The organism is Intestinimonas timonensis (assembly GCF_900626145.1).
Taxonomy (GTDB): domain Bacteria; phylum Bacillota; class Clostridia; order Oscillospirales; family Oscillospiraceae; genus Intestinimonas; species Intestinimonas aquisgranensis.
In genome coordinates this window covers 1,556,689-1,581,293 of record NZ_LR130817.1, presented here as the reverse complement: position 1 = coordinate 1,581,293, position 24,605 = coordinate 1,556,689, and the positions used below count along the sequence as shown (strand labels likewise).

The window sequence follows — 24,605 nt, the reverse complement described above, 5'->3', positions numbered from 1 at the left end:
TTGTGAAAGTCAAGGGCGGGAACAAAACCAGGGTTGCCCTTTGGTTTTGAAGCGTGCTATAATACATTTAATTATCCAAAAAGAATCTCAAAGGAGGAATGAGCGTGGATACAAAGCTGCTGCGCCTTCTGGAGAACGACTGCACCCTGACCCGGGAGCAGCTGGCCTCTATGGCCGATATGACCGTGGAAGAAGTCAACGCCGCCATCAAGGAGTACGAGGAGAAGAAGATCGTCCTGGGCTACAAGGCCATTGTGGACTGGGACCGCACCGACCGGGAGAGCGTCACCGCCCTCATCGAGGTCAAGGTGACCCCCCAGCGGGGTGAGGGCTTCGACCGGGTGGCCGAGCGGATCTACCAGTATGATGAGGTGGAGAGCGTCTATCTGATGTCGGGCGCCTTCGACCTGACCGTTATCATCTCCGGCCGCACCCTGCGGGAGGTGGCCGAATTCGTGGGACAGCGTCTGGCCACCCTGGAGGATGTCACCGGCACCGCCACCCACTTCATCCTCAAGAAGTACAAGGAAAAACACCTGATCTTCGAAAAGCGTGAAGAGCAGGAGAGGGAGCTGATCTTCACATGAATTACGATACCATCCTGTCCGACCGGATCAAGAACGTGCAGCCCTCCGGTATCCGGAAGTTCTTCGACATCCTGGAGGAGATGAAGGATGCCATCTCCCTGGGCATTGGTGAGCCTGACTTTGTCACCCCCTGGCACATCCGGGACGCCGGTATCTACTCCCTGGAGAAGGGCTTTACCAAGTACACCTCCAACGCCGGCATGGCCGAGCTGCGCCGGGAGATCGCTTCCTACCTGGAGCGCCGCTTCCAGCTCAAGTACGACTTTGCCAGCCAGATCATCGTCACCGTGGGCGGCAGCGAGGCCATCGACCTGGCCCTCCGGTGCATGGTGAATCCCGGGGACGAGGTCATCGTGCCCGTGCCCTCCTTCGTCTGCTATGGCCCCCTGGCCAATATGGCCGGTGGAACCCCGGTCTATGTGGAGACCAAGGCGGAGAACGAGTTCTGCCTCACCCCTGAGGAGCTCCAGGCGGCTATCACCCCCAAGACTAAGGTCCTGGTGCTGCCCTTCCCCAACAACCCCACCGGCGGTGTTATGGGCCGGGAGGATCTGGAGGCCATTGCCGAGGTCCTGCGGGGTACCGACATCATGGTGGTCTCCGACGAGATCTACGCTGAGCTCACCTACGGCCAGCACCATGTCTCCATCGCCAATATTCCCGACATGTACGAGCGGACCATCGTGGTCAACGGCTTCTCCAAGAGCCACGCCATGACGGGCTGGCGCATGGGTTACCTGTGCGGGCCCGCCCCCCTCGTCCAGCAGATGCTCAAGCTCCACCAGTTCGGCATCATGTCTGCCCCCACCACCAGCCAGTACGCCGCCATCGAGGCCATGCGCAATGGTGACGCCGACATCGAGAAGATGCGGGACGAGTACGATGGCCGCCGCCGGTATCTGGTGGAGGGCCTGCGCCGCATCGGCCTGCCCTGCTTCGAGCCCAGAGGCGCCTTTTATGTTTTCCCCGATATCCGGAGCAGCGGCCTTTCCTCCGAGGAGTTCTGTGAGCGGTTCCTCATGGAGGAGAAGGTGGCCGTCATCGCCGGCAACGCCTTTGGTCCCGGCGGCGAGGGCTTCGTCCGCTGCTGCTATGCTACCAGCATGAAGGACATTGCCGAAGCCCTCACCCGTATGGACAATTTCCTCACCAACCTGAAGAAGAAGCAGGATCGGGAGCAGGGCTGACCTGCCCGTCACACGAAGAGGAGGTGCTTTATGAACATCGTCTGTCTGGACATGGAAGGGGTCCTGGTCCCGGAGATCTGGATCGCCTTTGCGGAGGCCAGCGGCATCCCGGAGCTCAAGCGCACCACCCGGGACGAACCCGACTACAACAAGCTGATGGACTTCCGCCTGAACATCCTGAAGGAGCACGGTCTGGGTCTGAAGGAGATCCAGGCGGTCATCGCCAAGATCGACCCTCTGCCCGGAGCGAAGGAGTTCCTGGACGAGCTGCGCTCCGTCACCCAGGTCATCATCCTCAGCGATACCTTTGAGCAGTTTGCCCAGCCCCTAATGAAGAAGCTGGGGTGGCCCACCCTCTTCTGCAACAGCCTGGAGGTGGCGCCCGACGGCACCATCACCGGCTTCCGCATGCGCTGCGAGAAGTCCAAGCTCACCACGGTAAAGGCCCTCCAGTCCATCGGCTTCGAGACCATCGCCTCCGGGGACAGCTTCAACGACCTGGGGATGATCCAGGCCAGCAAGGCCGGCTTCCTCTTCAAGAGCACGGAGCAGATCAAGGCCGACCACCCCGAACTGCCCGCCTACGAGGAGTTCGGCGACCTGCTGCGCGCCATCAAGGCCGCCCTTTGACGGGCGAAGACCCGGAAATCAAAAAAGAGAGGCGATCCGCCATGGACGAGCGATTCCAGGGCCTGCCCTTCGGGCCGGCTGATATCCTGCTGCCCAAGAACTGCGACCTCACCCGCTGGGCGGTGGTGGCCTGCGACCAATATACGTCCCAGCCGGAGTACTGGCAGCGGGTGGAGCGGTTCGTGGGCAACGCCCCCTCTGCCCTCCACCTCATCCTGCCGGAGAGCTCTCTGGATGGCCCCAATGTGGAGACCGATATCATGGATGTGACCAACACCATGAGCCGCTATCTCCGGGAGGGGATCTTCCGCACCTGCCCCAACGCCCTCATCTACGTGGAGCGCACCCTGGAGTCGGGAAAGGTCCGCAAGGGCCTGGTGGGTATGGTGGACCTGGAGGAATACGACTATGAGGCGGGAGCCACCACCTCTATCCGCTGCACCGAGGGTACCATCCTCAGCCGCATCCCGCCCCGGGTGGCGGTGCGGAAGAACGCCTCGGTGGAGCTGCCCCACGTGATGCTCCTCACCGACGACCCGCAGGCCACCGTCATTGAACCCCTCACCTCCGCCAAGGACCGGATGGAGAAGTGCTATGACTTCGAGCTCATGGAGCACTCCGGCCACCTGCGGGGCTGGCTGCTGGACGAGGAGGAGAAGGGGCGGGTGGCCCAGGCCCTGAAGGCTTTGGCCGACCCTGCCGCTTTCCATGACCGGTACGGCGCCGGAGACGTCCTCCTCTTTGCCGTGGGGGACGGCAACCACTCTCTGGCCACTGCCAAGGCCTGCTACGAGCGGCAGAAGGCCCGGCTCTCCCCGGAGCAGTGGGCGGACCTGCCCGCCCGGTACGCCCTGGTGGAGCTGGTCAACCTCCACGACCCCACCCTGGAGTTTGAGCCCATACACCGGGTCCTCTTCGGCGTGAATGCCGCCGAGCTGCTGGAGGACCTGAAGAACGCCCATCCCGGCGCCTATGAGGGCGTGGGGGAGGAGGGACATGTCCTCCGCTACGTCTGGGAACAGGGGGCGGGCGCCATCACCGTGCCCCACCCGGACACCGCCCTGCCGGTGGCCACCCTCCAGACCTTCCTGGACCGGTGGCTCTCCATCCACAAGGGGCGCATCGACTACATACATGGCGCCGACGTGGCCCGCTCCCTGGCCGACCAGCCGGGGAACCTGGCCTTCCTGCTGCCCGCCATGGGCAAGGAGGAGCTCTTCCCCACCGTCCTCCACGACGGCGCCCTGCCCCGCAAGACCTTCTCCATGGGGGAGGCCCAGGACAAGCGCTTCTACCTGGAGGGGCGGAAGATCCGATAAAGGCCCGGCAAGGGCCGGAGAAAGGACGTGACCGGCCATGCCAAAGGAGACGGTGCTGGCCCGGGCCAAACTGAATCTGACCCTGGACGTGCTGGGTAAGCGGCCCGACGGCTACCACGATCTGAAGATGGTCATGCAGTCGGTGGCCCTCTCGGACACCCTCACGGTGGAGACGGGCACGGGGGAGGACCTGAAGGTCCGCACCGACCTGAGCTTTCTGCCCAACAACGAGAAAAATCTGGCCGCCTCTGCCGCTTTGGCCTTCCAGGCCCAGACGGGCCGGGACTTGGGGGGCGTAGCCATCGCCATCGAAAAGCACATCCCCGTCTGCGCCGGTATGGGTGGCGGCTCCTCCGATGCCGCCGCCGTGCTGCGGGCTCTGAACGGGATGCTGGGGGCGGGCTGTGAGCCCCTGGCACTGGCAAAAATCGGGGAGGCGGTGGGCTCCGACGTGCCCTACTGCGTCCTGGGCGGCACCGCCCTGGCCGAGGGCAGGGGAGAGGTCCTCACCCCGCTGCCCGCTCTGCCCCGGTGCCATGTGGTCATCTGTAAGCCCGCCTTCTCCATCTCCACCCCGGAGCTCTTTCGGGCGGTGGACGGGGTGCGGCTCAAATGCCGCCCCGATACCGACGGGGTCCTCACTGCCCTGGCGGCAGGCGACCTGGGGGGCGTGGCCCGGCGGATGTACAATGTCTTTGAGGACGTACTGCCCCCACGGCAGCAGGCCGAGGTCCGGAACATCCGGTCGGTGCTGGTGCAGCACGGCGCCTTGGGCGCCAATATGAGCGGTACCGGCCCCACCGTCTTCGGCCTCTTCGATGACCCGGACCGGGCCCGGAGCGCCTGGGAGGAACTGAAGCAGACCTACCGGGACACCTTCCTCACAGAAACGGTATAACAGCACATACGCCGCGCCTTATGGCGCGGCGTATTTGTGCCGGAGGATATTCCATTTTGGAAGGGCAGCCATGCGATTTCTGCGTGTGACCTGGAGCTGGAAATCAGATACAATATTACTGTAACGAGAAAATGGGTGAACCTATGCTGGATAATGCGCAACAACTGAGATTCTGCAAGGCCCGCCGGGCCGTTATCGCCGGGGAATTCCAGAACCTAAATCCCCAGCAGCGCCAGGCGGTGCTGAGTACCGAGGGACCTCTGCTGGTACTGGCCGGTGCGGGCAGCGGCAAGACCACCGTGCTCATCAACCGGGTAGCCAACCTGATGAAGTATGGCCGTGGCAGCGACTCCGACGAGGTGCCCGAGTGGGTTACCGAGGATGACCTCCTCTTCCTGGAGGCCTATGCCGCCCACCCGGTGGACGAGGGCCGGGAGGAGGCGGAGCGGCTGTGCCGCCTGGACCCCGCCGTGCCCTGGTCCATCATCGCCATCACCTTCACCAACAAGGCCGCCGGGGAGCTGAAGGCCCGGCTGGAGAAGATGCTGGGGCCTGACGCCAACGACATCTGGGCCTCCACCTTCCACTCCGCCTGTGTGCGGATCCTCCGCCGGGACATCGACCGGCTGGGCTTTGACAAGTCCTTTACCATCTACGACTCCGCCGACACCGAGCGGGTGGTCAAGGACATCCTGAAGGACTTCAACATGGACGACAAGTCCTTCCCGCCCCGGTCCATCCTTTCCGAGATCTCCAAGGCCAAGGATGAGATGCTCTCCGGCCCCGACTATCTGGCCCGGTGCGAGAAGCAGGGGGACTACCGCCTCACCCGCATGGCCAAGGTTTATGTGGAATACGAGCGCCGGCTCCGGGAGGCCAACGCCCTGGATTTCGACGACCTCATCCTGGATACCGTCCGTCTGCTCCAGGAATATGATGACGTTCGGGATTATTACCAGAGAAAATTCCGCTATGTACTCATCGACGAGTATCAGGATACCAACCAGCTCCAGTACCGGCTCTCCGCCCTGCTGGCGGGCCGGTGGGAGAATATCTGCGTGGTGGGCGACGACGACCAGTCCATCTACCGGTTCCGGGGGGCCACCATCGAGAACATCCTGTCCTTTGAGAACCAGTACAAAGGGGCCCGGGTCATCCGCCTGGAGGAGAACTACCGCTCCACCGGCAACATACTGGAGGCCTCTAACGCCGTGATCCGCCATAACCAGGGCCGGAAGGGCAAGGAGCTGTGGACCCGCCATGAGAAGGGGGATAAACTCCACCTCTACACCGCCATGAACGAGAGTGACGAGGCCCAGTACGTGGCCGCCCAGATCCTGGCCGGGTACAGCCAGGGTCGGGCCTGGCGGGACAACGCCGTCCTCTACCGGATGAATGCCCAGTCCAACCAGATCGAGCAGGCCTTCAAGCGCAACGGCGTGCCCTACCGCATCATCGGCGGCATCCGCTTTTTCGACCGGGCGGAGGTCAAGGACATGCTGGCCTACCTCTGCGCCCTCAACAACCCCGCCGACGATCTGCGCCTGGCCCGCATCATCAACGTCCCCGCCCGGGGCATCGGCCAGAAGACGGTGGACACCGCCCAAGCCATTGCCGCCCAGGAGGGAAAGAGCCTGTGGGATGTGGTGAAGCATGCCAGAGCTTACCCCGACCTCAGCAAAGCGGCGGCCAAGCTGGCCCAGTTCACCGACCTGATGGACGGCCTGCGGAAGCTCTCCGGGGAGCTGTCCCTCCCCGATTTCTACGAGGAGGTCCTGGCCCGGACGGGCTATGCCGTGGCCCTGGAGGCCAAGAATACGGTGGAGGACCGCACCCGGTTGGAGAACGTCCGGGAGCTCCTCACCTCCATCAACAACTATCTGGAAAACGCCGAGGGGGAGCCCTCCCTCTCCGGCTTCCTGGATGAGATCGCCCTCTATACCGACCTGGACAACCACGACCCCAACGAGGACTGTGTGGTCATGATGACCATGCACTCGGCCAAGGGCCTGGAGTTCCCGGTGGTCTTCGTGGTGGGCGTGGAAGAGGGCATCTTCCCCGGCGCCCGGGCCATCGGCGACGACGAGGAGATGGAAGAGGAGCGGCGGCTGTGCTACGTGGCCATGACCCGGGCCAAGGAACGGCTCTACATGACCTGCGCCGCCCAGCGGATGCTCTTTGGCCGCACCAGCGCCAACCGGCCCTCCCGGTTCACGGGGGAGATCCCGGAGGAGTTTGTGGAGAAGAGCGGCCGAAGCCCCCTGAGCCGGAGCGAGGACGACGCCGCTGGACGGTGGCAGAGCGCGCCCGCACCCCGCACCTTCAACCGGGGTGGCTACGGCACCTCCTGGTCCTCGGAGACCCGTACCGGCCGGACTGCTTCCACGCCCCAGACCCGCCGGACAACCGGCGCGGCCCGTCCCGTGTCCGGCGCCCGGCCCGCCACCAGTCTCCCGTCCTTCCAGAAGGGGGATGCCGTAACCCACAAGGCCTTCGGCAAGGGTATGGTCCTGTCGGTCCAGCCCATGGGGGGCGACGCCCTCATCGAGATCGCCTTCGACTCGGTGGGCACCAAACGGCTCATGCTCCGCTCGGCAGCCCAGCACATGACCAAGGGATAAGAAAAAGGCCCCGGCGTAAAACGCCGGGGCGTGAATCAAAGCAGTTCCAGAAAACTGGTGATATAGCCGTCACAGCTGCGGCGCATCTGGTCCTGGAATTTGGCATAGAACCGGTCGTAGACTCCGACGGCCTTCATGCCCACACTCTGGGCGGCGGTGCAGTTGTGGGGTGCGTCCTCGTAGAGGGTGCATTCCCCGGGAGCCACGTTCAGTCGCTCCGCCGTCAGACGGAAGACCTCCGGGTCGCGCTTCTCCAGCCCCAGCTCCTGGGCGAAGATGACGTCGGTGAAGAAGGGCTCCAGGCCGTGGCGGGCAAGGGCGGTGCGGCAGAGCACGGGCACGCAGGCGGTGACCAGGGCCATGGATTCTCCCCGGTCCCGGCACCGCTCCAGAAAGGCCCTGGCGCCGGGCTTCATCTCCACCTGACCATAGGCCGCCCCCGCGCCCGCCATCCACTCGGCCATGATGGCCTCCGGCGTCATATCCAGGTGGTAGTAGTCCCGGGTGAAGGCGGCGGCCACCGGGAAGATGGAGTGGCCCACGGTGTGGGCATACTCCTCCGTGGGAGTGAGGCCGTGGCGGCCCAGGAAGTCCAGGTCGATGTCCTCCCAGATACCGTTGGAGTCGATGAGGGTGCCGTCCAGGTCGAATAAAAGCATATCTGTCTTTCCTCCATGGGTGAATTATGTCAGAGCCAAAACCGCCAGGGGAAGTCCACGGCTTCCTGGGCATAGTCGATGCCGATGCGTTTCCCCACGTGGATCTCCTCCGTTGGGGCTTTGCCGTCGCAGAGAAAGAGTTCACCCCCGCCGGTGAGGTCCAGACCGTTGTGGGTGCGGGTGATGGCCAGGGCTTTGCACACCTTGCCCGGGCCGTTGAGAAAGTTTTTCCGCTGATAGGCCGTCAGCTGATCATATCCCCGACCGAAGCGGTTGAGGGCTATACTGTCCGTTCCGGCCACCGCCTCCACTCCGCGCAGCAGCACGGCGGCGGAGGTACCCTCCGACTCTGTGACGAAGTTGAGGCAGTGGTACATACCGTAGATGAGATAGACGTAGGCCGTCCCCGGCTTGGCGTATAGGGTCTCGGTCCGGGCGGTCCGGCGGCCGCCGTAGGCGTGGCAGGCCTTGTCCACGGCGCCGATGTAGGCCTCCGTCTCTGTGATGCGGACCACCAGCTCCGCCCCGTCCACCCGGTGGACCAGATATTTTCCCAAGAGGTCCCGGGCCACCTCCAGAGTGTCCCGGTCATAAAAGGCCCGCGGCAATAGCTCCATGGGTCATCCCTCCAGCGCGGCAGTGTTCCACTATTTTATCACACATGAAGGAGCGGTACAATATGAGTGAGAAAACGGAAAACAGCGTTCTGGCCAGATTTGCAAGCCCCCTGATCGTCCTGGCCACCATCATCTGGGGCAGTTCCTTTGTGGTGATGAAGAGCAGCGTGAACGTGCTGCCCACCTTCTGGCTGTTGGCCATCCGGTTCAGCTTTGCGGCCATCGTGCTTGCGGTGGTGTTCTGGAAGCGGTGGAAGCTGCTGGACCGGCAGTATCTTGTCGGCGGCACCGTCATGGGCCTCTGTCTCTTTGTGGCCTATGCCTTCCAGACCTTCGGCCTGGAGCAGACAACCTCCGGCAAGAACGCCTTCTTCACCGCCGTTTACTGCGTCATCGTCCCCTTCCTCTACTGGGCCATCGCCCGCCGCCGGCCCGACCGGTACAACGTCCTGGCTGCATTTTTGTGCATCGCAGGTATCGCCCTGGTGTCGGTCACCGGCGAGAACGCCACTGCCTTCAATATGGGCGACGTGCTCACCCTTATCGGCGGCTTCTTCTTCGCCTGCCATATCGTGGCGGTGTCCAAGTACTCCGAGGGCCGGGATATCTTCCTCCTCACCACCCTCCAGTTTGCCTCCTTTGCCATCTTCTCCTGGATCGGCGCCCTTTTTGCCAGCCCTGCCCCCGACCCCGCTGCCTTTGACAGCAGCCTTATCTTCGGTCTGGCCTACCTGGTGATCTTTGCCTCCTGCGGCGCCCTCCTCTTCCAGAACATCGGGCAAAAGTACACCGCCCCCTCCACCGCCGCCGTCCTTCTCTCTCTGGAGGCCCCCTTCGGTGTGTTCTTCTCCATCCTCTTCGCCGACGAGCGGCCCACCCCCCTCATGTTCGTGGGCTTTGCCCTCATTTTCATCGCTGTGGTGTGCTCGGAGACCAAATTTTCCTTCCTGAGAAAAAAAGGTTGACATTTGCCCGCCGTCTGCGTATAATGACACACAAGTAAATCATCCAAAACCAGTGACGGAGAGAAGTAGCCGGTCCCTTCCAAGCCAAAGAGAGTCCCGGGTGGTGTGATCGGGGCGCGAGGAAACCGGTGAATGGCCTCCGGAGGGCGGCTTGAACGGCGCGGGAGCGCTTAGTAGGTGCCGACGGGTCCCCACCCGTTATCCATCGGGCACGCATGATGGTGCGTGAAGCGAGTGGACGCGCGAGCGTCAATTTGGGTGGTATCGCAGAAGTGTTTGAAACGCTTTTGTCCCATGTGTGGGACAAAAGCGTTTTTTTACATCTGCTGGCTCCATCTGCCGCCCAATACTCAAAAAAGGAGAAATTACAATGAAAAACACGATGAAGAAGCTGACTGCTCTGGCTGCCGCCTCCGCCCTGACCCTGTCTCTCGCTGCCTGCGGCGGCGGGACTGCCTCCACCCCCGCCCCCACCGGCACTGACGCCGTGGAGAATACCTCCTCCGTCAGCACGGAGGGTAAGACCTACACCGTGGCCGTGATCAAGCAAATGGACCATGCATCTCTGGACGAGATCGCAAACGCTATCACCGCCCGGCTGGACGAGATCGCTGCCGAGGAGGGTGTGACCATCGAGTACGAGGTATACAGCGGCCAGAACGACCAGACCGTGCTCCGGCAGCTGGGCGACCAGGCCATCGCTGACGGCGTAGATGTACTCATCCCCATCGCCACCACCGCCGCCCAGGTCATGACGGTGTGCGCAGAGGAGACCCAGACCCCGGTGGTCTTTGCCGCCATCTCCGACCCCGCCGCCGCCGACCTCACCGGCTTTGACTACGTGACCGGCACCAGCGACGCTCTGGACACCAACCTCATCATGGACATGATCTTCGCCCAGAACCCCGACGCCGCCAAGATCGGCCTGCTCTACTCCCTGTCCGAGCCCAACTCCGTCACCCCCATTGCCGACGCCAAGACCTATCTGGACGCCAAGGGTGTGAGCTATGTGGAGGTTACCGCCAACACCAATGACGAGGTCATCGCCGCCGCCAGCTCACTCATCGCTGACGGGGTGGACGCCATCTTCACCCCCACTGACAACATCATCATGTCCGCCGAGCTGGCCATCTATGAGGACCTCATCGAGGCGGGCCTCCCCCACTTCACCGGCGCCGACTCCTTTGTCCGCAACGGCGCCTACGCCACCTGCGGCGTGAACTACACCGACCTGGGCGCCCAGACCGCCGAGCTGGCCTATCAGGCGGTGACCTCCGGCATGAGCGACATGGAGGATTTCTACCAGGTCTCCGGCGGCATCATCACCGTCAACAGCGAGACCGCCGAGGCCCTGGGCCTGGACTACAGCGTCTTTGAAAGCATGGGCGAAGTGGTTCCCGTCACCACCACCCTGGAGTAAACCCTATCATCTGATTACAGCGCCGCCCCCCGGCTCATGCCGGGGGCGTTGGCTTGAAAGGAGCGTTCCGCCGTGCTCTATATCGTCCAGACTGCCCTGGAGCTGGGGTTCCAGTATGCCCTGGTGGCCATGGCCCTTTTCCTCAGCTATCGCATCCTGGATATCGCCGATATGACCACCGATGGCTGCTTCATCCTGGGCTGCGCCGTATCGGTGACCTGCGCCGCTGCCGGCCATCCCCTCCTGGCCATCCCAGCCGCCATGGTCTGTGGTGCCTGTGCCGGCTTTGTCACCGCTTTTCTCCAGACCAAGCTGGGGGTGCCCTCCATCCTGGCGGGCATCGTCACCAACACCGGTCTCTACACCGTCAACCTGATGGCCATGGGCTGGAAGGCCAATCAGTCCCTGCTGCGGCAGGACACCATCTTTACCCTCTTCCGTGCCACCGGCATTGGCGGGGACTGGTATGCCATCCTTCTCTCCGGCGCCATCACAGTGGTGATGGGCGCCATCCTGGTGGCCTTCCTGGGCACCCGGCTGGGACTCTCCATCCGGGCTACTGGCGACAACCGGGACATGGTCCGGGCCTCCTCCATCAACCCCACCTTCACTATCACTGTGGGTCTGTGCCTGGCCAACGCCATGACCGCCCTCTCCGGCGCGGTGGTGGGCCAGGCCCAGAAGACCGCCGACATCAATGCCGGCACCGGCATCGTGGTCATCGGTCTGGCCTGCCTCATCGTCGGCGAGACCATTGTGGGTAAGGGCTCCATGCTCCGGGGTGTGATTGCCGTAGTGGTGGGCAGCATCCTCTACCGGGTGGTCTACGCCCTGGTGCTCCGCTCTCCCATCCCCATCGACTGTCTGAAGCTGGTCACCGCCATCGTGGTGGCCCTGGCCATCGCCGCCCCCACCCTGAAGAGCTGGGCGGCCTTCCAGGCCAAGAAGCGCAAGGCCCTGGCGGCCCGAAAGGGGGAGCATTGAGATGCTGGAGATCAAGAACATTTCCAAAACCTTTAACCCCGGTACGGTCAATGAGAAGACCGCCCTCAGCGGCCTGAGCCTCACCCTGGCCGACGGGGACTTCGCCACCATCGTGGGCTCCAACGGCGCGGGCAAGTCCACCCTCTTCAACGCCATTGCGGGAGACTTCTATACAGACGAGGGCAGTATTTTCCTGGCGGGGGACGACCTCACCTACCTGCCCGCTTACCGTCGCAGCCGCCGCATCGGCCGGCTCTTCCAGGACCCCATGCGGGGGACCGCGCCCCACATGACCATCGAGGAGAACCTGGCCCTGGCCTATCTCCGCACCGCCAAGCACCAGAGAGCCTTTTTCAGCCGGGTAGGGAAGAAGGACAAGGACTTTTTCCGGGACCAGCTGGCCAGGCTGGACATGGGTCTGGAGGACCGGATGCGCCAGCCGGTGGGACTCCTCTCAGGTGGACAGCGCCAGGCACTCACCCTGCTGATGTCCACCATGGTACCCCCCAAGCTGCTCCTCCTGGACGAGCATACCGCTGCCCTGGACCCGGGCACGGCGGATAAGGTCCTCAAGCTCACCCGGGAAATTGTGGAGAGTGAGGGCATTACCTGCCTGATGATCACCCACAACATGAAAAATGCCCTGGAGCTGGGTAACCGCACCCTGATGATGGACAACGGCAGGATCGTGCTGGACATCGGCGGGGAGGAGCGGAAAGGCCTCACCGTGGACGACCTACTGGCCCGGTTCCGGGCCGGGGCAGGCAAGGCCCTGGACAACGACCGCATTCTGCTCTCTTGAACTGAAAATGGCTCCGCGCCTTAGGCGCGGAGCCATTTTTTATGGACAGAGCAGTTGGAGGAGTTCTTCTGTCGTGATGCCGGTGATGTAGTCCCCCAGGGGGAGGTCTTGGAGGACGGGGAGGAGGGCCTCCCGCCGGTGGGGGAGTCCCACCAGATGTTGGGCCAGACCGGCGCTGTCCAGCTGCCCGAAATAGTCCCCATAGAGGGCGGCGGAACGGATAACGCCACGGTCCACATCCAGCCGGGCGTCCACCAGGCCGAAGGGGAATTTCATGGCCCGACTCCAGGTGTACCTGGGGGCAGAGCCGAAGTTCCACTCCCAGGTGCCGTACTTCTCTTCCCGCAGAGTGTCCACAGCAGCCCGGTCGGCCTCTGTCAGGGTGTAAGGTGTCAGGTCGGGCACCGTTTTGAGAAAATAGGCCCGGAGCCGGTCCAGAAACTCCTCCACTGCCATGGGAGTAGGGAGGTGGGCGGCCAGGTTGGTCACCCGGCTGGACACCGACTTGACCCCCTTGCTCTCCAGCTTGATGTCCCGGGGCCGGAGCGCGCCGGCGAGCCGGGACAGATCGGCGGAGAAGAGGAGGGTGCCGTGGTGGAGGATGCGACCGTCCCGAACGGCCTGGGCGTTGCCGGAGAATTTTTGGCCGTCCACAAGCAGGTCGTTCCGGCCGGAGAGCTCCGCCCGCACCCCTAGAGTGGCCAGAAAGTCCACGATGGGCCTGGTGAATTTGGAATAGTTATTGAAATCCCCTGCCCCGCAGGGTTGGACCAGGGTGTAGTTGATGTTCCCCAGGTCGTGGAAAACCGCCCCGCCGCCGGTGAGCCGCCGGACCACCGGAATCTGGTGGGCGCGGACAAAATCCAGGTCGATCTCCTCCAGGGCGTTCTGGTTCTTGCCGATGATGACCGAGGGGCCGTTCCGCCAGAGGGTGAGGACCTCCCCGGGGAAGCGGGTGAGCAGGTATTCGTCCAGGGCCAGGTTCCAGGCTGGGTCAGTGCAGTTGTTTTCCAGGAGGTACACAGGCGTCCCCCTCCTTTCTCTGTCCCCATTATGGGGGGAAGAAGGGGGTTTGTCAACGGCCGTGAGATGTGGTATGCTAAGGGACAAGAAGGAGCGTGAGCACAATGGAACTCAAACAAATCGCCAGCTTCCAGGTGGACCACCGGAAGCTCACCGAAGGCATGTACACCTCCCGCGTGGACGGTGATGTGGTGACCTACGATATCCGCATGGTGCGGCCCAACTGTGGCACCTACCTGGGCTACGGTGCCATCCACAGCTTTGAGCACCTCTTTGCCACCTATGTCCGCAGCGGTCCCCAGTCGGACAAGGTGATCTACGCCGGCCCCATGGGCTGCCGCACCGGCTTTTACTTCCTGGTGCGGGACATGGACCCGGCGGCGGCCATCGACCTGGTCCGGGAGACCATGGACTTCATCGCCGGATATGAGGGACCCATCCCCGGGGCCACCGAGGCCGAGTGCGGCAACTATCGGGAGCAGGACCTGGAGAGCGCCCGGGCGGCGGCCAAAAAGATGATTCCCATTCTGGCCGACTGGACGGTGGATAAGCTGGTCTACGAGAAATAAAAAACTGCGGAAGTGAGTTTTCACTTCCGCAGTTTCTTTTTCAGTCGGTACCAGAAGGTATCGGGCTCATAGCCCTTGGAGGCCCGGAAGGCCCGCTCTGCCTCCTCCGCCCGCCTGAGGGCGGCCTTTTCCTCACGGCCCATTCCCTCCCAGGGCTGAAGGGTCATGTTCAAGCGGGACTGTATAGCATACCAGAACATAGGTCGCTCCTTTCCCGTGTGCGGCTGCTTCTACCTCTATATCGATGCAGGGGCGGAAAACGTGACAGGAAAGACCACTTTTTCTGATTTCACAATATCACAGGGAAAGACATCCGTCAAGGGGGTTCAGAACAGCGCCGAGAGCATCTGCTGCACCCGGCCCACACCGTCCAGAAAGAGGCCCATGCCGTAGTAGATGAGGACCACGCCGCAGACCACATTGATGATCTTCAGCAGCTTGGTACCGATATGGGTGCGGAAGAGGGAAATGATCAGGGTGATGCCGAAAAACCACAGGAAGGAGGCGCTGGAAGAGCCCAGGATGAGCTGGAGGCTCTCGCCCGGAGCCACGCCGCCGGCCCGGAAGCCGCCGAAGATCATGGTACCGTCCAGGATGGCCTGGGGGTTGAACCAGGTGACCACGCAGGCCTTCACCGCCACGTCCTTCAGGGGCAGGTCCACCTCCACGGACTGGTCCAGGGTGGGCTCCTCCTGGATGAGGCCCACGCCGATGCGGGTGACGATGATGCCGCCGCACAGCAGCAGGAGAAGCTGGAGCAGGGTGAAGCGCTCCACCACCGTGCCGATGCCGAAGAAGCAGAAGAGGGCCAGGGTGATGTCGAAAAAGATGACGATGAGGGCAGTGAGGAGAGCGCGGCGCCGGGGCTGGGTGAGGGCGGTGTTGATGACGAAGAGGTTCTGCATCCCGATGGGGGCCACGTAGGCCAGACCGATGGCCAGGCCCTGAAAATAGGCGGGCATGGGAAGGCTCCTTTCCTGCTTGCATTTTGGGGGAAAGCTGGTATCATGGTGTCTGTAACCGGTGAGATGTTTTGCTCACTTGGTATGTATATCATACCACACCGGGAGAAAAGAGCAAGAACGCAGAATAGACTGACCAGGTCAGGAGAAGCTTACCATGGAACAGAACCATGAGAACTGTCCCTGTATGGAGACCTGTCCCCTCAACCGGGCCATGGCCCTCATCGGCGGGAAGTGGAAGATGCAGATCCTCTGCGCCCTTTCCAACAACGGCGCCCTGCGCTACAACCGGCTGAAGCGGTCCCTGGACGGGGTATCCAATACCGTGCTGGCCTCCGCCCTCCGGGAGTTGGAGCGAGACGGGCTGGTGGTTCGTCGGGAGTACCTGGAGGTGCCGGTGCGGGTGGAGTATGACGTCACCGAGCATGGGGCGGCGCTGCTGCCCATCCTGGATGCTCTGGGTGACCGGAGCCAAAGCGTGGGCTAATCAAACAGAAAAAGGTGGGGCGGCGCTGTTGGCGCCGCCCCACCTTAATTGTATGAGCATGCTCAGCCCCGCTGCTTGAGGAGCTGCTGCTTGATGTCCCAGAGCTTCTGGGAGAGGTCCACGTAGTAGTTGTGGGGGTTCTCAAAACGCTTGACCTCGTCCCACAGAGTGTCGATCTGCCCGGCGCACCAGGTGCGCATCTCCTCGATGGAGGGCTTTTCATACACCAGCTTACCGCTCTGGAAGATGGGGACCAGCAGTTCCCGGACGGTAAAGTTGGTAATGGTCTTGCGTTTCCAGGTGGCCTCCGGGTCAAAGAGCTCCAGGGGCTGACTGGGGTCGATGACCTCGTCGTGGACACAGATGAGGTCGGCGATGGCCTTTCCCGTGTCGTTTTCAAAGAGGCGGTAAACCTTTTTGAAGTGGGGGTTGGTGATCTTGGCCGGGTTCTCGCTGATCTTGATCTTGGGCAGGATGGAGCCGTCAGGCCGCTCCACGGCGGAGAGTTTGTAGACGCCGCCGAACACCGGCTCCGACTTGGAGGTGATGAGCCGCTCGCCCACGCCGAAGGAGTCGATGCAGGCGCCCTGCTGGAGGAGATCCCGAATAATGTATTCGTCCAAAGAGTTGGAGGCCACGATCTTGCACTGGGGGAGGCCAGCATCGTCCAGCATTTTCCGGGCCTTTTTGGAGAGGTAGGTGAGGTCGCCGGAGTCCAGACGAATGGCGCAGTTGGTGATGCCCTGGGGCAGGAGGATCTCTTTGAATGCCCGGATGGCGTTGGGGACGCCGGACTTGAGGACGTTGTAGGTGTCCACCAGCAGGGTGGCGGAGTGGGGATAGAGCTCGCAGTAGGTTTTGAAGGCGGTGTACTCGTCGGGGAACATCTGCACCCAGGAGTGGGCCATGGTGCCGCCGGCGGGGGAGCCGTACACCCGGTCGGCCAGGGTGCAGGCAGTACCGGCGCAGCCGGCAATGTAGGAGGCCCGGGCGCCCAGCACGGCGGCGTCGGGACCCTGGGCCCGGCGGGAACCGAACTCGCTCACCGGCCGGCCCTGGGCCGCCCGGACGATGCGGTTGGACTTGGTGGCGATGAGGGACTGGTGGTTGAGGATGAGGAGGACATAGGTCTCGATGAACTGGGCCTCGATAGCGGGGGCCCGGACGGTGAGGATGGGCTCGCCGGGGAAGATGGGAGTGCCCTCGGGCACGGCCCAGATGTCGCCGGTGAAGCGTAAGTTCAGCAGGTACTGGAGGAATTCCTCAGAGAAAACCCCCTTGCCCCGCAGGAAGTCGATGTCCTCAGGGGTGAAGTGCAGGTCCTGAATATAGTCGATGATCTGCTCCAGGCCGGCGGCGATGGCGAAACCGCCGCCGTCGGGCACATCCCGGAAAAAGACATCAAAGTAGCAGATCTGCTTGTCGATGCCGGTCTGGAAATAGCCGTTGCCCATGGTGAGCTCATAAAAATCGCACAAAAGAGTGTAATTGTCGGTATGCTTCATGTTCCGTCCGTCCTTTCGCCTGCCGGTCCAGCCGGGGCGGTGTTATCGGTCAGTTACCGTGATGTGGATGCCCTCCAGCACGTCCAGGGCCTTCTGATGGAGGTCGGGGTCATAGGAGGCGGTGAGCCGGGCGTCTACGGTGATGGCGGCGTTGGGAAGGGCCGCCTTTACCATGACGGCGTTGGAGAGTACACAGATGTGGGAGACCAGTCCGCACAGCTCCACCGTATCATAGTCCCGCTCCCGGAGCCAGTCGGCCAGGTCCAGAGAGGGGAAGGTCTCCTTCTCAAAGACCGGGTCGCCGGGCAGGAGGGAGGCCCCCACCTGTCCGTAGAACTGCCAGCCGGGGGTGTCCTTCAGGCAGTGGGCCACCGGCAGCTTTTTCCCCTCCATGGTATCGGCGTAGTCGGCGCCGTGGGTGTCCATGGTGAAGATGACGTCGCCGCCGCTGGCGCGGACCTGAGCGATCCGCTGGGCGATGGGGCCGTCCAGCGCCTCCGCCCCGGCAAATCCCAGGGCGCCATCCACGAAATCCTTTTGGTAATCTACCACGATAAGCAGCTCTTTCACAGTGCCCGCCTCCTGTTCTGCTGGAAAGGGGGTAAAGCTAAACTTTATTATATGTGTTTTTTACGAAAAATGCAAGGCCAAGGTGCCGGCGCTATGGCGCAGACGCACAGAATTTGGAAAAGTACAGCAATGAGTTTTATCGTTTTTCAATAAGCATCATTGACAGATAACAGCACCGATGGTATCCTGTCCACGAAGGGAGGGCTGTCCATGCCCGCGACAAGTGTGCAGAAGCTGGCTAAGGTGCTGAAGGTTCTGGTCACCATTACCCTTGTGTGCAACCTCATTGCCTTGATGCTGGTGCCGGGACTGGCCATGATGAAGGGTTTCCAGCCTCTGCTGGAGCTGACGCCCTATGAACGGAGCTGGGAGGTGCCGGCCCGTGTTTTGATCGCTTTCCTCCTGGGCTGGAAGTGGGTGTGGACCTCTGGGGCCTATGATGTTGTGCTCACCATCTTTATGCTTTTCTGCGGCGTCTGTACAGCGGTGATCCTGTGGCAGGCCCGCCGGGTGCTGGACACCATTCTGGCGGGGGTTCCCTTCCAGAATGGCAACGGAATCAGTCTCCGCCGGGCGGCGGTGTGCTGTTTTCTCATCTCGGCCGCCGCACTGGTCCGGCTGCTGTGGGGGTTCTGGTATTACGCATCCATTCTGCCCCTCCTGACCTACAACGCTCTCTTTGTGCCCGTCTTTTTCATGGGCGGGCTGCTGTGTCTGGTCATGTCCGCCCTCTTCCGCCAGGCGGCGGAGCTGAAGGCGGAGAACGATCTGACCATTTGAGGAGGGGGACACATGCCCATTGTGGTGAATCTGGATGTGATGATGGCCAAGCGGAAGATGAGCCTGGGGGAGCTGGCTCAGAAGGTGGACATCACCCTGGCTAACCTCTCCATTTTGAAGAACAACCACGCCAAGGCGGTGCGCTTCACCACCCTAGAGGCCATCTGTCAGGCCCTGGACTGTCAGCCAGGGGATATTCTGGAATATGTGCCGGAGGAGAAATGAGTCTGCCGGTTCTTTTGTAAAAAACAGCCCGTCGGTCCAGAGGATCGACGGGCTGTTTGCTTCACTTGTGGTAATCGTCGCCAATACAGGCAAAGTTGGCCGTAAACAGGGCCAGCAGGGAGCCGCCCTCATCGGTGATGTTCACCTGGACCACGCAGCTCCGACGGCCCCGGCGGATCAACACGGCGTTGGCGGTGATGACGCCCTCACTCACTCCCTTGAGGAAGCGGATATCGGCGCACTCGGTAACGTATTTCCGGCCATCGGCCCGGCACAGAACACCAGAGGCAGCGTCAGCCAGGGTGAAGTAGACACCGCCGTGGAGCCCGCCGCCGGCGTTCAGACTGTTGGGACCGATGACGGCCTGAGCGGTGACCCGGTCCGGCGCTACGGTGAGTACGGTGATGCCGCTGTGGATCATGTAGGCGTTTTTCTGATTGGTATAGTCTTTCAGCTCATCCAGGTCCATGGGGTTCAGTCCTCCCCGGCTAGGATGATGCGTCCGTCCTCCACATGGGAGACTACCTCCAGGGACTCTACACGGATGCCCATGCGGCGGAGCACAGAGCCGCCGTCCTTGGTGGCCTTTTCGATGGCCACGCCCACGCCGGCCACTTCAGCCCCAGCCTTGGAGACGATCTCCAGCAGGCCCAGAGTGGCCTGACCGCTGGCCAGAATATCGTCCACCAGCAGTACCCGGTCGTCCTCGTCCAGATAACGCTTGGATACCCGGATGGTGTAGGATTTCTCCATGGAGAAGGAGTGGACCTCGGCGGTGTACACCTCGGGATCGATGTAGCCGGTCTGGAATTTCTTGGCGTAAATCGCGGGCACACCCAGGTAAAGGGCGGTAAAGCAGGCCACAGCGATGCCGGAGGACTCCACAGTGAGGACCTTGGTGATCCGATCACCCTTGAAGCGCTTGGCCAGGGCCTTGCCTACCCGGTCCAGAAGTTCCACGTCCATGCAGTGGTTGAGGAACATATCCACGCGGATGATGTCGCCGTTTCCCACCTCGGCGTCTTTGAGAATGCGTTTTTTCAGTTCTTCCATCTTACTTTTTGTTCCTCCGTCCTCATGTGAACGCGTCAAAATCGGTTAGGTCAGTTTGCCTGTTCCCGGCAGCGGGTCAGGAACCATTCAAAGAGCTTGGCGCCGTCAGCGGTGTCCGGCCGCCGGAGCGCATAGGACATGCGCTCCGGGTGAAACTGAACGGCCAGGATGGGGAGCGATGTGTGTTCCATAGCCTCTATGACGCCGGATTCGCTCCAGGCAGTGGCCTTGAAGCCCTCACCAAGGCGGTCCACCGCCTGGTGGTGGGAACTGTTGGTGACCAGGGTAGGGCCATAGAGACTGTCCAAAATGGAGCCGGGCAGGGTGCGGATGGGGTGGATCTTATCCCAGTGGCAGCCTGGAGAGTGACGATGGAAGAGATTGCCCACAGGGCCCAGGTCCTGGATGAGGGTGCCGCCGAAGGCTACGTTCAGGACCTGATGGCCGCGGCAGATGCCCAAGATAGGCTTTCCAGCATCGGCATAGGCCTTGGCTAGGGCCAGCTCGGCCCGGTCCCGGTCCAGATCGATGTCTTTGGAACCCAGATTGGGCTGGTTGAAGAAGGAGGGGTCCATATCGTCGCCGCCGGCCAGCAGGAGCCCATCACAGGTAAGATCCGGCGCCGGACAGTAGCCGCCCACGGGAAGGGCACCAGCGCCCCGAAGGGCCTGCTGGTAACTGACCCACTGTCCCTTGGAGGTGGATGCCAGGATGCGGAGCGTATGCATGTCAAAGCCTCGTTTCCCAATGTGTTCTGACGCCGGGATCTGCAGTACCCGGCGGATGATCTATTGGTCCATATTATAACGGAAAGCCTCCGGGACTTCAAGACGTGGCATTGACAAAGCGAAAAAAATAGGGTATCTTTTATAAAGTGCGCTGTGTGCGTACCATTTCATATGCAGCGGTATCGAAGTGGTCATAACGGGGCTGACTCGAAATCAGGTTTCCTATGCGGAGTGCCAAACGGCTGAAACCCATGGAACCATGCGGGTTCCAGCCGAGTTCAAATTGAATAATGTTGCTTGTTCTATCCTGTTGTTCTTCCCGATTTCCACCGGCTGAATTGGTCGGCGGGTCGGGACCAGGGATATAACATAAATTTGGAGATGTACCCAAGCGGTTGAAGGGTCCGCACTCGAAATGCGGTAGGTCGGCTCACAACCGGCGCGAGAGTTCGAATCTCTCCATCTCCGCCATGAGGTCTGCCAGCGAAATGCTGGTAGACCTCTTTCCTTTTCATGGAGAAACCGCCGATAGGTTTTGTAGCATGGGCGCCACAATGTCCTGCTCAATGGCTGCGGCGGATTGTTTTTTCGTGGCATATTGCAGATGCCCGTAAATAACCGTAGATGCCTTTTACTTCGCTGTACAAACGGATGATCTCTTCCAGCAAGCGGGTATTTTCTTTTTCTGAGGTGCTTTCCTTCCGGTGAATCCATTTGTAGTAAGAACAGCGGGGAATCCCGGATAACGTGCATAACGATGCGATCTCATATCCTTTTTCCTGATGAAGCGTATGGATCGCCTCATAGACCTTTCTGCGGCGTGTGAGCCTGTTTACCGCCTCCCCTCGAGTTCGTTCAATTTTTTTAAGAAATCGTTCTCCATTTGAAGCCTTCTGTTTTCCGCTTCCAGCTTCCGCAGCTTTGCCGCAGCTTTTTCCTCCTCGCTGTATTCGGCAGGAGGGCGGCGTTTCCCCCGGCGGTCAAGCAACCCGGTTTCTCCCTGCTCCTGATATTTTTTGACCCAGTTATAGATCTGCTGGTAGGTGATTTTGTACTGCTCGCTGGCCTGCCGGTAATCCAACCGGTGCCCGATGCAATATAACACTGCCTGCAATTTTTCTTCGTACGATAATTTCTTCTTTTCGGCCATACCGCTTTCCTCCTGCGCTCTGCGCGTTTTGAAGTCCCTATGGCCTTGATTATACAACGTAATCCATTGCTGCAAAACCGCATGGGAGGATATCCCGTATTTGCGGCACATGGCGTCCAGCGACCCTTCTCCGCTTAAATAGTCCTCCACGGCCGCCAGCTTGAGCGACGACGGGTAACTGGTAAAACCCTTTTTCGGATGCAGCCCGCAGGCTCCTCCGTCTGATATTTCCGCAGCCATGCCTGGAAAGTGCTCAATCGTATGCCTAACTCTTCCCGGATCTGTGTGGAACCCTTACGGATCGCTAGGTAGTCCTCCACAGCCTGAATCTTTACCTCCGGCGGTATTTTGCCTTTTAAACTCATGATAATTGCTCCCTCCGTTTCGACAGTTTTGTTTTTCCGCTGTCTACTTTAAAGGGAGCATATCAAAATCAGAGCCGCCGTTTCCTTTCGTCTATCTAAAATGAACGACGACCCTAACATCATGTAAAGGCACGGCGGCACATAGGAGGATGCCGCCGTGCTTATTTTTTGTTTTCTACACAATACCCATGAGCTGCACCAGCTAAAAAAGCGCAGCTCCCCCTCCGGGTAAGTCCGGCATTGAGTATGTACTATACTGTGTAGCATCCTGTGGTTTTGCACCACCGTGCGCCCGATTGGTCTTTGACCTGTCGGGCGCTTTTTGTCGTTTATACAACTTTTCTGTCGGCTGTCGTTCTCCGCCGTTTTGGGTTCGGTTCACCACCCACCCAAAACGAAACGGAGGACAGAGTATGTTCAACAGAAAAAGCAGCTATGCGCTGAATAAGAAAGATACCAATGCGATTGTCTATATCCATCTCCGGACCAGTAGAGTGCTTTGATTCGGTCTGTCCGGCGCCCGAAGAACAGAAACAGGCTTTCTTCACTCAGACAACCGCCGTACTGCTGACTTACGATAGCCGCCAGTCCGTCTATCCCGCGGCGAAGATCCGTGTATCCGCATGCCACGTAGTAGTTTTGGACTTTGCTCAGGTCGATCATAGCGATTGAATCGAGCGCAGTAAGGCTGCCACCACATCCATATCCACTCCAGAGGGAAGCCGGAGTTCTGCTCCATGATACCGGATATGAAGCATATCTTCGACCGTTGGAGTTGAATCCAACTTTATGAGATGGGTCTCTGCCGCTTCCGCCGCCTGGTGCCGCAGTTTTCGCAGCCAGTAGTAGAAACTCTTTTCTGAAATTCCGTGTTGCCGACAGAATTCACGATTGCTGAGTCCGCTTGCATTACACTCCTGGATCAGCGCTGACCAATTTTCTACCCGATACTCGTTACGCACCGCCAGTACGTCTGCCATTGTATCACCGCCTTGCTAATTGTCCTGAAAAACTCACCGTGAGTTTTTCAAGTTTTGAACTATTATCTCATTTCTGACGGTGAGATGATAGGCGGGTGATTATTAATCACTTANCCGGCTGTGATGCAAGCTCCTGGTCCAGATTATCAAGATAGCTCAACATGCTCTGCTCGACTTCAACTTCTATATCCATCCAGCTGTTCCTTGAAACTTCGGCTGGGATGTAGCTGCCATCGGAGGCCATCTCTTTGCCGTCTATCAATTTCTGTTCCATGCAGCATCGGACAATTTCCAGAAAANCTTTATATCAACCTTTGTTGTAACGCCTTGGTTGGTTGCACTTTTAATATAGGATGCCAAGATGTAGTCGGAAAATAAATATGTTGGTGTGACTACAGGTGAACGATCCCAGGTAGAACCACCAATGGATGGATATATAATGCCAAAGCTATTTTCAATACTGTTTTGCTTAATTTTCGCGATTGATAAGGTACAATAAAGGACCTGTTGACAAAGACGAAATATGGGCTGAGAAATTATATTCTCGGCTNCGGTATCTTTTCTCCAAGCTCAAAGCCACAAAACCAACGATAAGCAATGTTTAGCTGAATTTCCTGGACAAGCCGGCGTTCTGACTTGATGCCATAAAGGTATCCCACCAGCAGCATTTTAAACATACTAACAGGGTCAACAGATGGGCGGCCATTTGCAGGGTAATATGGCGCTACAAGATCGTAGATAAAGTCAAATGAAACCATCTGATTGATTTTCCGAAGTAAGTGATCGCGTGGAATTAATTCTGCTATATCCAGAATCACCATACTCTTCTGACCGCTTTGCCGTCCCATCATGCTCCATCCCTCCCTTATTTTAATTATACCATGGGAATGGGGTGTTTGGGACTTTTGTCAACAGGTCCCTTATTCTACCTTATCAACTTTTCAGTCAAGCCCCCGTGGGAAGTTCCTCCTTTCTCCGCCAAGATACAAAAATACCGCCCGTAGTCTCGTTTGGGCGGTACTTTGTGTAAGATTGGCAGTCCATTATTAAGTTTTTTATTATGTTCCCTTTGTACACCGTTGCAATCGTTGCTTTAGAGAAGTTGTTCCAGTCAAGGCACTGCCCACAGCGGTCACAATAGGACTGGTATTCCCGTTCCATAGTCCTTCTACATTGCGGGCAAACAGGAAAACCCGTCACGCCAGAGAGGTATCGAAAGCAGCGGATGTGTGTAACTGGCATCGGTTCGCGGAAGGCCATCTCTCTCCAGAGCTCTGAGGGAATCAACAGGTCATTTGGTGTCAGTTCAAAGCCAACGCAGAGTTTTTCCAGCGTCAGGATCGTGGGCGCAGTCTTGCCTCTGGCAATGTCGCCAAAGTACCTGGAACTGAGGTCACATCGTTCCGAGGCAGCTTCATAGCTGAGCTTTTGAGTATCACATAATTTGAGGACGGAGGTGGATAAATTGTCTAAAAACATCTTAATCGCTCTCTTTCTGTCATAAGATGCTTTTAGCGTA

29 protein-coding genes, 1 tRNA gene and 1 other annotated feature are annotated in these 24,605 nt (G+C 60.0%); of the genes, 15 read left to right on the top strand and 15 right to left on the bottom strand.

Features of this window, described 5'->3' with window-relative positions; translation table 11 throughout:
- Positions 1-98: 98 nt before the first annotated feature.
- The 6 genes from E0E29_RS14555 to E0E29_RS14530 all read left to right on the top strand — a co-directional run bounded on the left by E0E29_RS14555 (position 99) and on the right by E0E29_RS14530 (position 7,242).
- Positions 99-587, top strand: a complete 489-nt coding sequence (locus tag E0E29_RS14555; RefSeq protein WP_130850454.1) for an Lrp/AsnC family transcriptional regulator — start codon at positions 99-101, stop codon at positions 585-587.
- A complete protein-coding gene (locus tag E0E29_RS14550) occupies positions 584-1,774 on the top strand; it encodes an aminotransferase class I/II-fold pyridoxal phosphate-dependent enzyme (RefSeq protein ID WP_130850453.1) in 1,191 nt (396 codons plus the stop codon). The genes E0E29_RS14555 and E0E29_RS14550 overlap by 4 nt, the downstream gene beginning before the upstream one ends.
- 30 nt (positions 1,775-1,804) lie before the next feature.
- Entirely contained in the window at positions 1,805-2,404 is a 600-nt protein-coding gene (gene thrH, locus E0E29_RS14545) for a bifunctional phosphoserine phosphatase/homoserine phosphotransferase ThrH (protein ID WP_130850452.1), read from the top strand.
- 41 nt (positions 2,405-2,445) lie between these two features.
- Positions 2,446-3,723: a DUF1015 domain-containing protein gene (locus E0E29_RS14540; protein ID WP_130850451.1), complete on the top strand. Its 1,278-nt coding sequence runs from the start codon at positions 2,446-2,448 to the stop codon at positions 3,721-3,723.
- A gap of 37 nt (positions 3,724-3,760) precedes the next feature.
- Positions 3,761-4,621, top strand: coding sequence for a 4-(cytidine 5'-diphospho)-2-C-methyl-D-erythritol kinase (gene ispE / locus E0E29_RS14535; RefSeq protein WP_130850450.1), 861 nt, complete (start codon positions 3,761-3,763; stop codon positions 4,619-4,621).
- A gap of 143 nt (positions 4,622-4,764) precedes the next feature.
- Positions 4,765-7,242 carry an ATP-dependent helicase gene (locus E0E29_RS14530; protein WP_130850449.1) on the top strand — a complete coding sequence of 826 codons (2,478 nt, stop codon included), beginning with the start codon at positions 4,765-4,767 and terminating at the stop codon, positions 7,240-7,242.
- A gap of 35 nt (positions 7,243-7,277) precedes the next feature.
- On the opposite strand, the gene E0E29_RS14525 is transcribed toward E0E29_RS14530, so the two are convergent.
- Together E0E29_RS14525 and E0E29_RS14520 are read right to left on the bottom strand one after the other, a co-directional pair.
- The gene (locus E0E29_RS14525) at positions 7,278-7,901 is read right to left on the bottom strand and encodes an HAD family hydrolase (RefSeq protein WP_130850448.1); all 624 of its coding nucleotides are present in this window, start codon (positions 7,899-7,901) and stop codon (positions 7,278-7,280) included.
- Positions 7,902-7,930: 29 nt separating this feature from the next.
- Positions 7,931-8,518: a DNA-3-methyladenine glycosylase gene (locus E0E29_RS14520; protein ID WP_130850447.1), complete on the bottom strand. Its 588-nt coding sequence runs from the start codon at positions 8,516-8,518 to the stop codon at positions 7,931-7,933.
- Between the two features lie 62 nt (positions 8,519-8,580).
- On the opposite strand from E0E29_RS14520, the gene E0E29_RS14515 reads away from it, so the two are divergent.
- From E0E29_RS14515 to E0E29_RS14500, 4 genes are all read left to right on the top strand, one after another.
- On the top strand, positions 8,581-9,483 hold the full coding sequence (locus E0E29_RS14515) for a DMT family transporter (protein WP_130850446.1): 903 nt from the start codon (positions 8,581-8,583) through the stop codon (positions 9,481-9,483).
- A gap of 43 nt (positions 9,484-9,526) precedes the next feature.
- Positions 9,527-9,781: a binding site (T-box leader), on the top strand.
- Positions 9,782-9,853: 72 nt separating this feature from the next.
- A complete protein-coding gene (locus E0E29_RS14510; protein WP_242622517.1) occupies positions 9,854-10,903 on the top strand; it encodes an ABC transporter substrate-binding protein in 1,050 nt (349 codons plus the stop codon).
- A 72-nt stretch (positions 10,904-10,975) separates the two neighbouring features.
- The gene (locus E0E29_RS14505; protein ID WP_130850445.1) at positions 10,976-11,887 is read left to right on the top strand and encodes an ABC transporter permease; all 912 of its coding nucleotides are present in this window, start codon (positions 10,976-10,978) and stop codon (positions 11,885-11,887) included.
- 1 nt (position 11,888) lies between these two features.
- Positions 11,889-12,689 carry an ABC transporter ATP-binding protein gene (locus tag E0E29_RS14500; RefSeq protein ID WP_130850444.1) on the top strand — a complete coding sequence of 267 codons (801 nt, stop codon included), beginning with the start codon at positions 11,889-11,891 and terminating at the stop codon, positions 12,687-12,689.
- Positions 12,690-12,728: 39 nt separating this feature from the next.
- Here the strand turns inward: E0E29_RS14500 and lplA are convergent, their stop codons facing one another.
- On the bottom strand, positions 12,729-13,712 hold the full coding sequence (lplA, locus tag E0E29_RS14495; protein ID WP_165449919.1) for a lipoate--protein ligase: 984 nt from the start codon (positions 13,710-13,712) through the stop codon (positions 12,729-12,731).
- 104 nt (positions 13,713-13,816) lie between these two features.
- Here lplA and E0E29_RS14490 point away from each other — a divergent pair, with 104 nt between their 5' ends.
- Positions 13,817-14,281 carry an S-ribosylhomocysteine lyase gene (locus E0E29_RS14490; RefSeq protein ID WP_130850442.1) on the top strand — a complete coding sequence of 155 codons (465 nt, stop codon included), beginning with the start codon at positions 13,817-13,819 and terminating at the stop codon, positions 14,279-14,281.
- Positions 14,282-14,301: 20 nt separating this feature from the next.
- On the opposite strand, the gene E0E29_RS14485 is transcribed toward E0E29_RS14490, so the two are convergent.
- Positions 14,302-14,481 carry a hypothetical protein gene (locus E0E29_RS14485; protein WP_130850441.1) on the bottom strand — a complete coding sequence of 60 codons (180 nt, stop codon included), beginning with the start codon at positions 14,479-14,481 and terminating at the stop codon, positions 14,302-14,304.
- Between the two features lie 126 nt (positions 14,482-14,607).
- On the bottom strand, positions 14,608-15,243 hold the full coding sequence (locus E0E29_RS14480) for a LysE/ArgO family amino acid transporter (protein WP_130850440.1): 636 nt from the start codon (positions 15,241-15,243) through the stop codon (positions 14,608-14,610).
- 157 nt (positions 15,244-15,400) lie between these two features.
- Between E0E29_RS14480 and E0E29_RS14475 the strand changes: the two genes are divergently transcribed.
- Positions 15,401-15,730, top strand: a complete 330-nt coding sequence (locus E0E29_RS14475; RefSeq protein WP_130850439.1) for a winged helix-turn-helix transcriptional regulator — start codon at positions 15,401-15,403, stop codon at positions 15,728-15,730.
- A 62-nt stretch (positions 15,731-15,792) separates the two neighbouring features.
- Here the strand turns inward: E0E29_RS14475 and E0E29_RS14470 are convergent, their stop codons facing one another.
- Both E0E29_RS14470 and E0E29_RS14465 read right to left on the bottom strand, forming a co-directional pair.
- Positions 15,793-17,235: a nicotinate phosphoribosyltransferase gene (locus E0E29_RS14470; protein ID WP_130850438.1), complete on the bottom strand. Its 1,443-nt coding sequence runs from the start codon at positions 17,233-17,235 to the stop codon at positions 15,793-15,795.
- Between the two features lie 42 nt (positions 17,236-17,277).
- On the bottom strand, positions 17,278-17,805 hold the full coding sequence (locus tag E0E29_RS14465) for a cysteine hydrolase family protein (protein ID WP_130850437.1): 528 nt from the start codon (positions 17,803-17,805) through the stop codon (positions 17,278-17,280).
- Between the two features lie 210 nt (positions 17,806-18,015).
- On the opposite strand from E0E29_RS14465, the gene E0E29_RS14460 reads away from it, so the two are divergent.
- Both E0E29_RS14460 and E0E29_RS14455 read left to right on the top strand, forming a co-directional pair.
- Positions 18,016-18,585, top strand: a complete 570-nt coding sequence (locus E0E29_RS14460; protein ID WP_130850436.1) for a DUF2975 domain-containing protein — start codon at positions 18,016-18,018, stop codon at positions 18,583-18,585.
- 12 nt (positions 18,586-18,597) lie between these two features.
- A complete protein-coding gene (locus E0E29_RS14455) occupies positions 18,598-18,810 on the top strand; it encodes a helix-turn-helix domain-containing protein (RefSeq protein ID WP_130850435.1) in 213 nt (70 codons plus the stop codon).
- 61 nt (positions 18,811-18,871) lie between these two features.
- Here the strand turns inward: E0E29_RS14455 and E0E29_RS14450 are convergent, their stop codons facing one another.
- The 3 genes from E0E29_RS14450 to E0E29_RS14440 are packed head-to-tail and all read right to left on the bottom strand — an operon-like array spanning position 18,872 to position 20,591.
- Positions 18,872-19,279, bottom strand: coding sequence for a PaaI family thioesterase (locus tag E0E29_RS14450; RefSeq protein ID WP_130850434.1), 408 nt, complete (start codon positions 19,277-19,279; stop codon positions 18,872-18,874).
- Positions 19,280-19,284: 5 nt separating this feature from the next.
- Positions 19,285-19,863 (bottom strand): xanthine phosphoribosyltransferase, encoded by a 579-nt coding sequence (locus tag E0E29_RS14445; RefSeq protein WP_130850433.1) that lies wholly within the window; start codon positions 19,861-19,863, stop codon positions 19,285-19,287.
- Between the two features lie 50 nt (positions 19,864-19,913).
- Entirely contained in the window at positions 19,914-20,591 is a 678-nt protein-coding gene (locus E0E29_RS14440) for a gamma-glutamyl-gamma-aminobutyrate hydrolase family protein (RefSeq protein WP_130850432.1), read from the bottom strand.
- A 377-nt stretch (positions 20,592-20,968) separates the two neighbouring features.
- Here E0E29_RS14440 and E0E29_RS14435 point away from each other — a divergent pair.
- Positions 20,969-21,062, top strand: a tRNA-Ser gene (locus E0E29_RS14435).
- A 361-nt stretch (positions 21,063-21,423) separates the two neighbouring features.
- Here E0E29_RS14435 and E0E29_RS14430 read toward each other — a convergent pair.
- From E0E29_RS14430 to E0E29_RS14405, 5 genes are all read right to left on the bottom strand, one after another.
- Positions 21,424-21,981, bottom strand: a complete 558-nt coding sequence (locus E0E29_RS14430) for a helix-turn-helix domain-containing protein (protein WP_130850431.1) — start codon at positions 21,979-21,981, stop codon at positions 21,424-21,426.
- A 542-nt stretch (positions 21,982-22,523) separates the two neighbouring features.
- Positions 22,524-22,769: an IS66 family insertion sequence element accessory protein TnpB gene (gene tnpB, locus E0E29_RS19310; RefSeq protein ID WP_130850430.1), complete on the bottom strand. Its 246-nt coding sequence runs from the start codon at positions 22,767-22,769 to the stop codon at positions 22,524-22,526.
- Positions 22,766-23,086: an IS66 family insertion sequence element accessory protein TnpA gene (gene tnpA / locus E0E29_RS14420; RefSeq protein ID WP_130850429.1), complete on the bottom strand. Its 321-nt coding sequence runs from the start codon at positions 23,084-23,086 to the stop codon at positions 22,766-22,768. Before tnpA ends, tnpB begins: the two co-directional genes overlap by 4 nt.
- 536 nt (positions 23,087-23,622) lie before the next feature.
- On the bottom strand, positions 23,623-23,907 hold the full coding sequence (locus E0E29_RS14415; protein ID WP_479723857.1) for a transposase: 285 nt from the start codon (positions 23,905-23,907) through the stop codon (positions 23,623-23,625).
- A 124-nt stretch (positions 23,908-24,031) separates the two neighbouring features.
- Positions 24,032-24,565, bottom strand: coding sequence for a helix-turn-helix domain-containing protein (locus E0E29_RS14405; RefSeq protein WP_242622516.1), 534 nt, complete (start codon positions 24,563-24,565; stop codon positions 24,032-24,034).
- Positions 24,566-24,605: the final 40 nt, after the last annotated feature.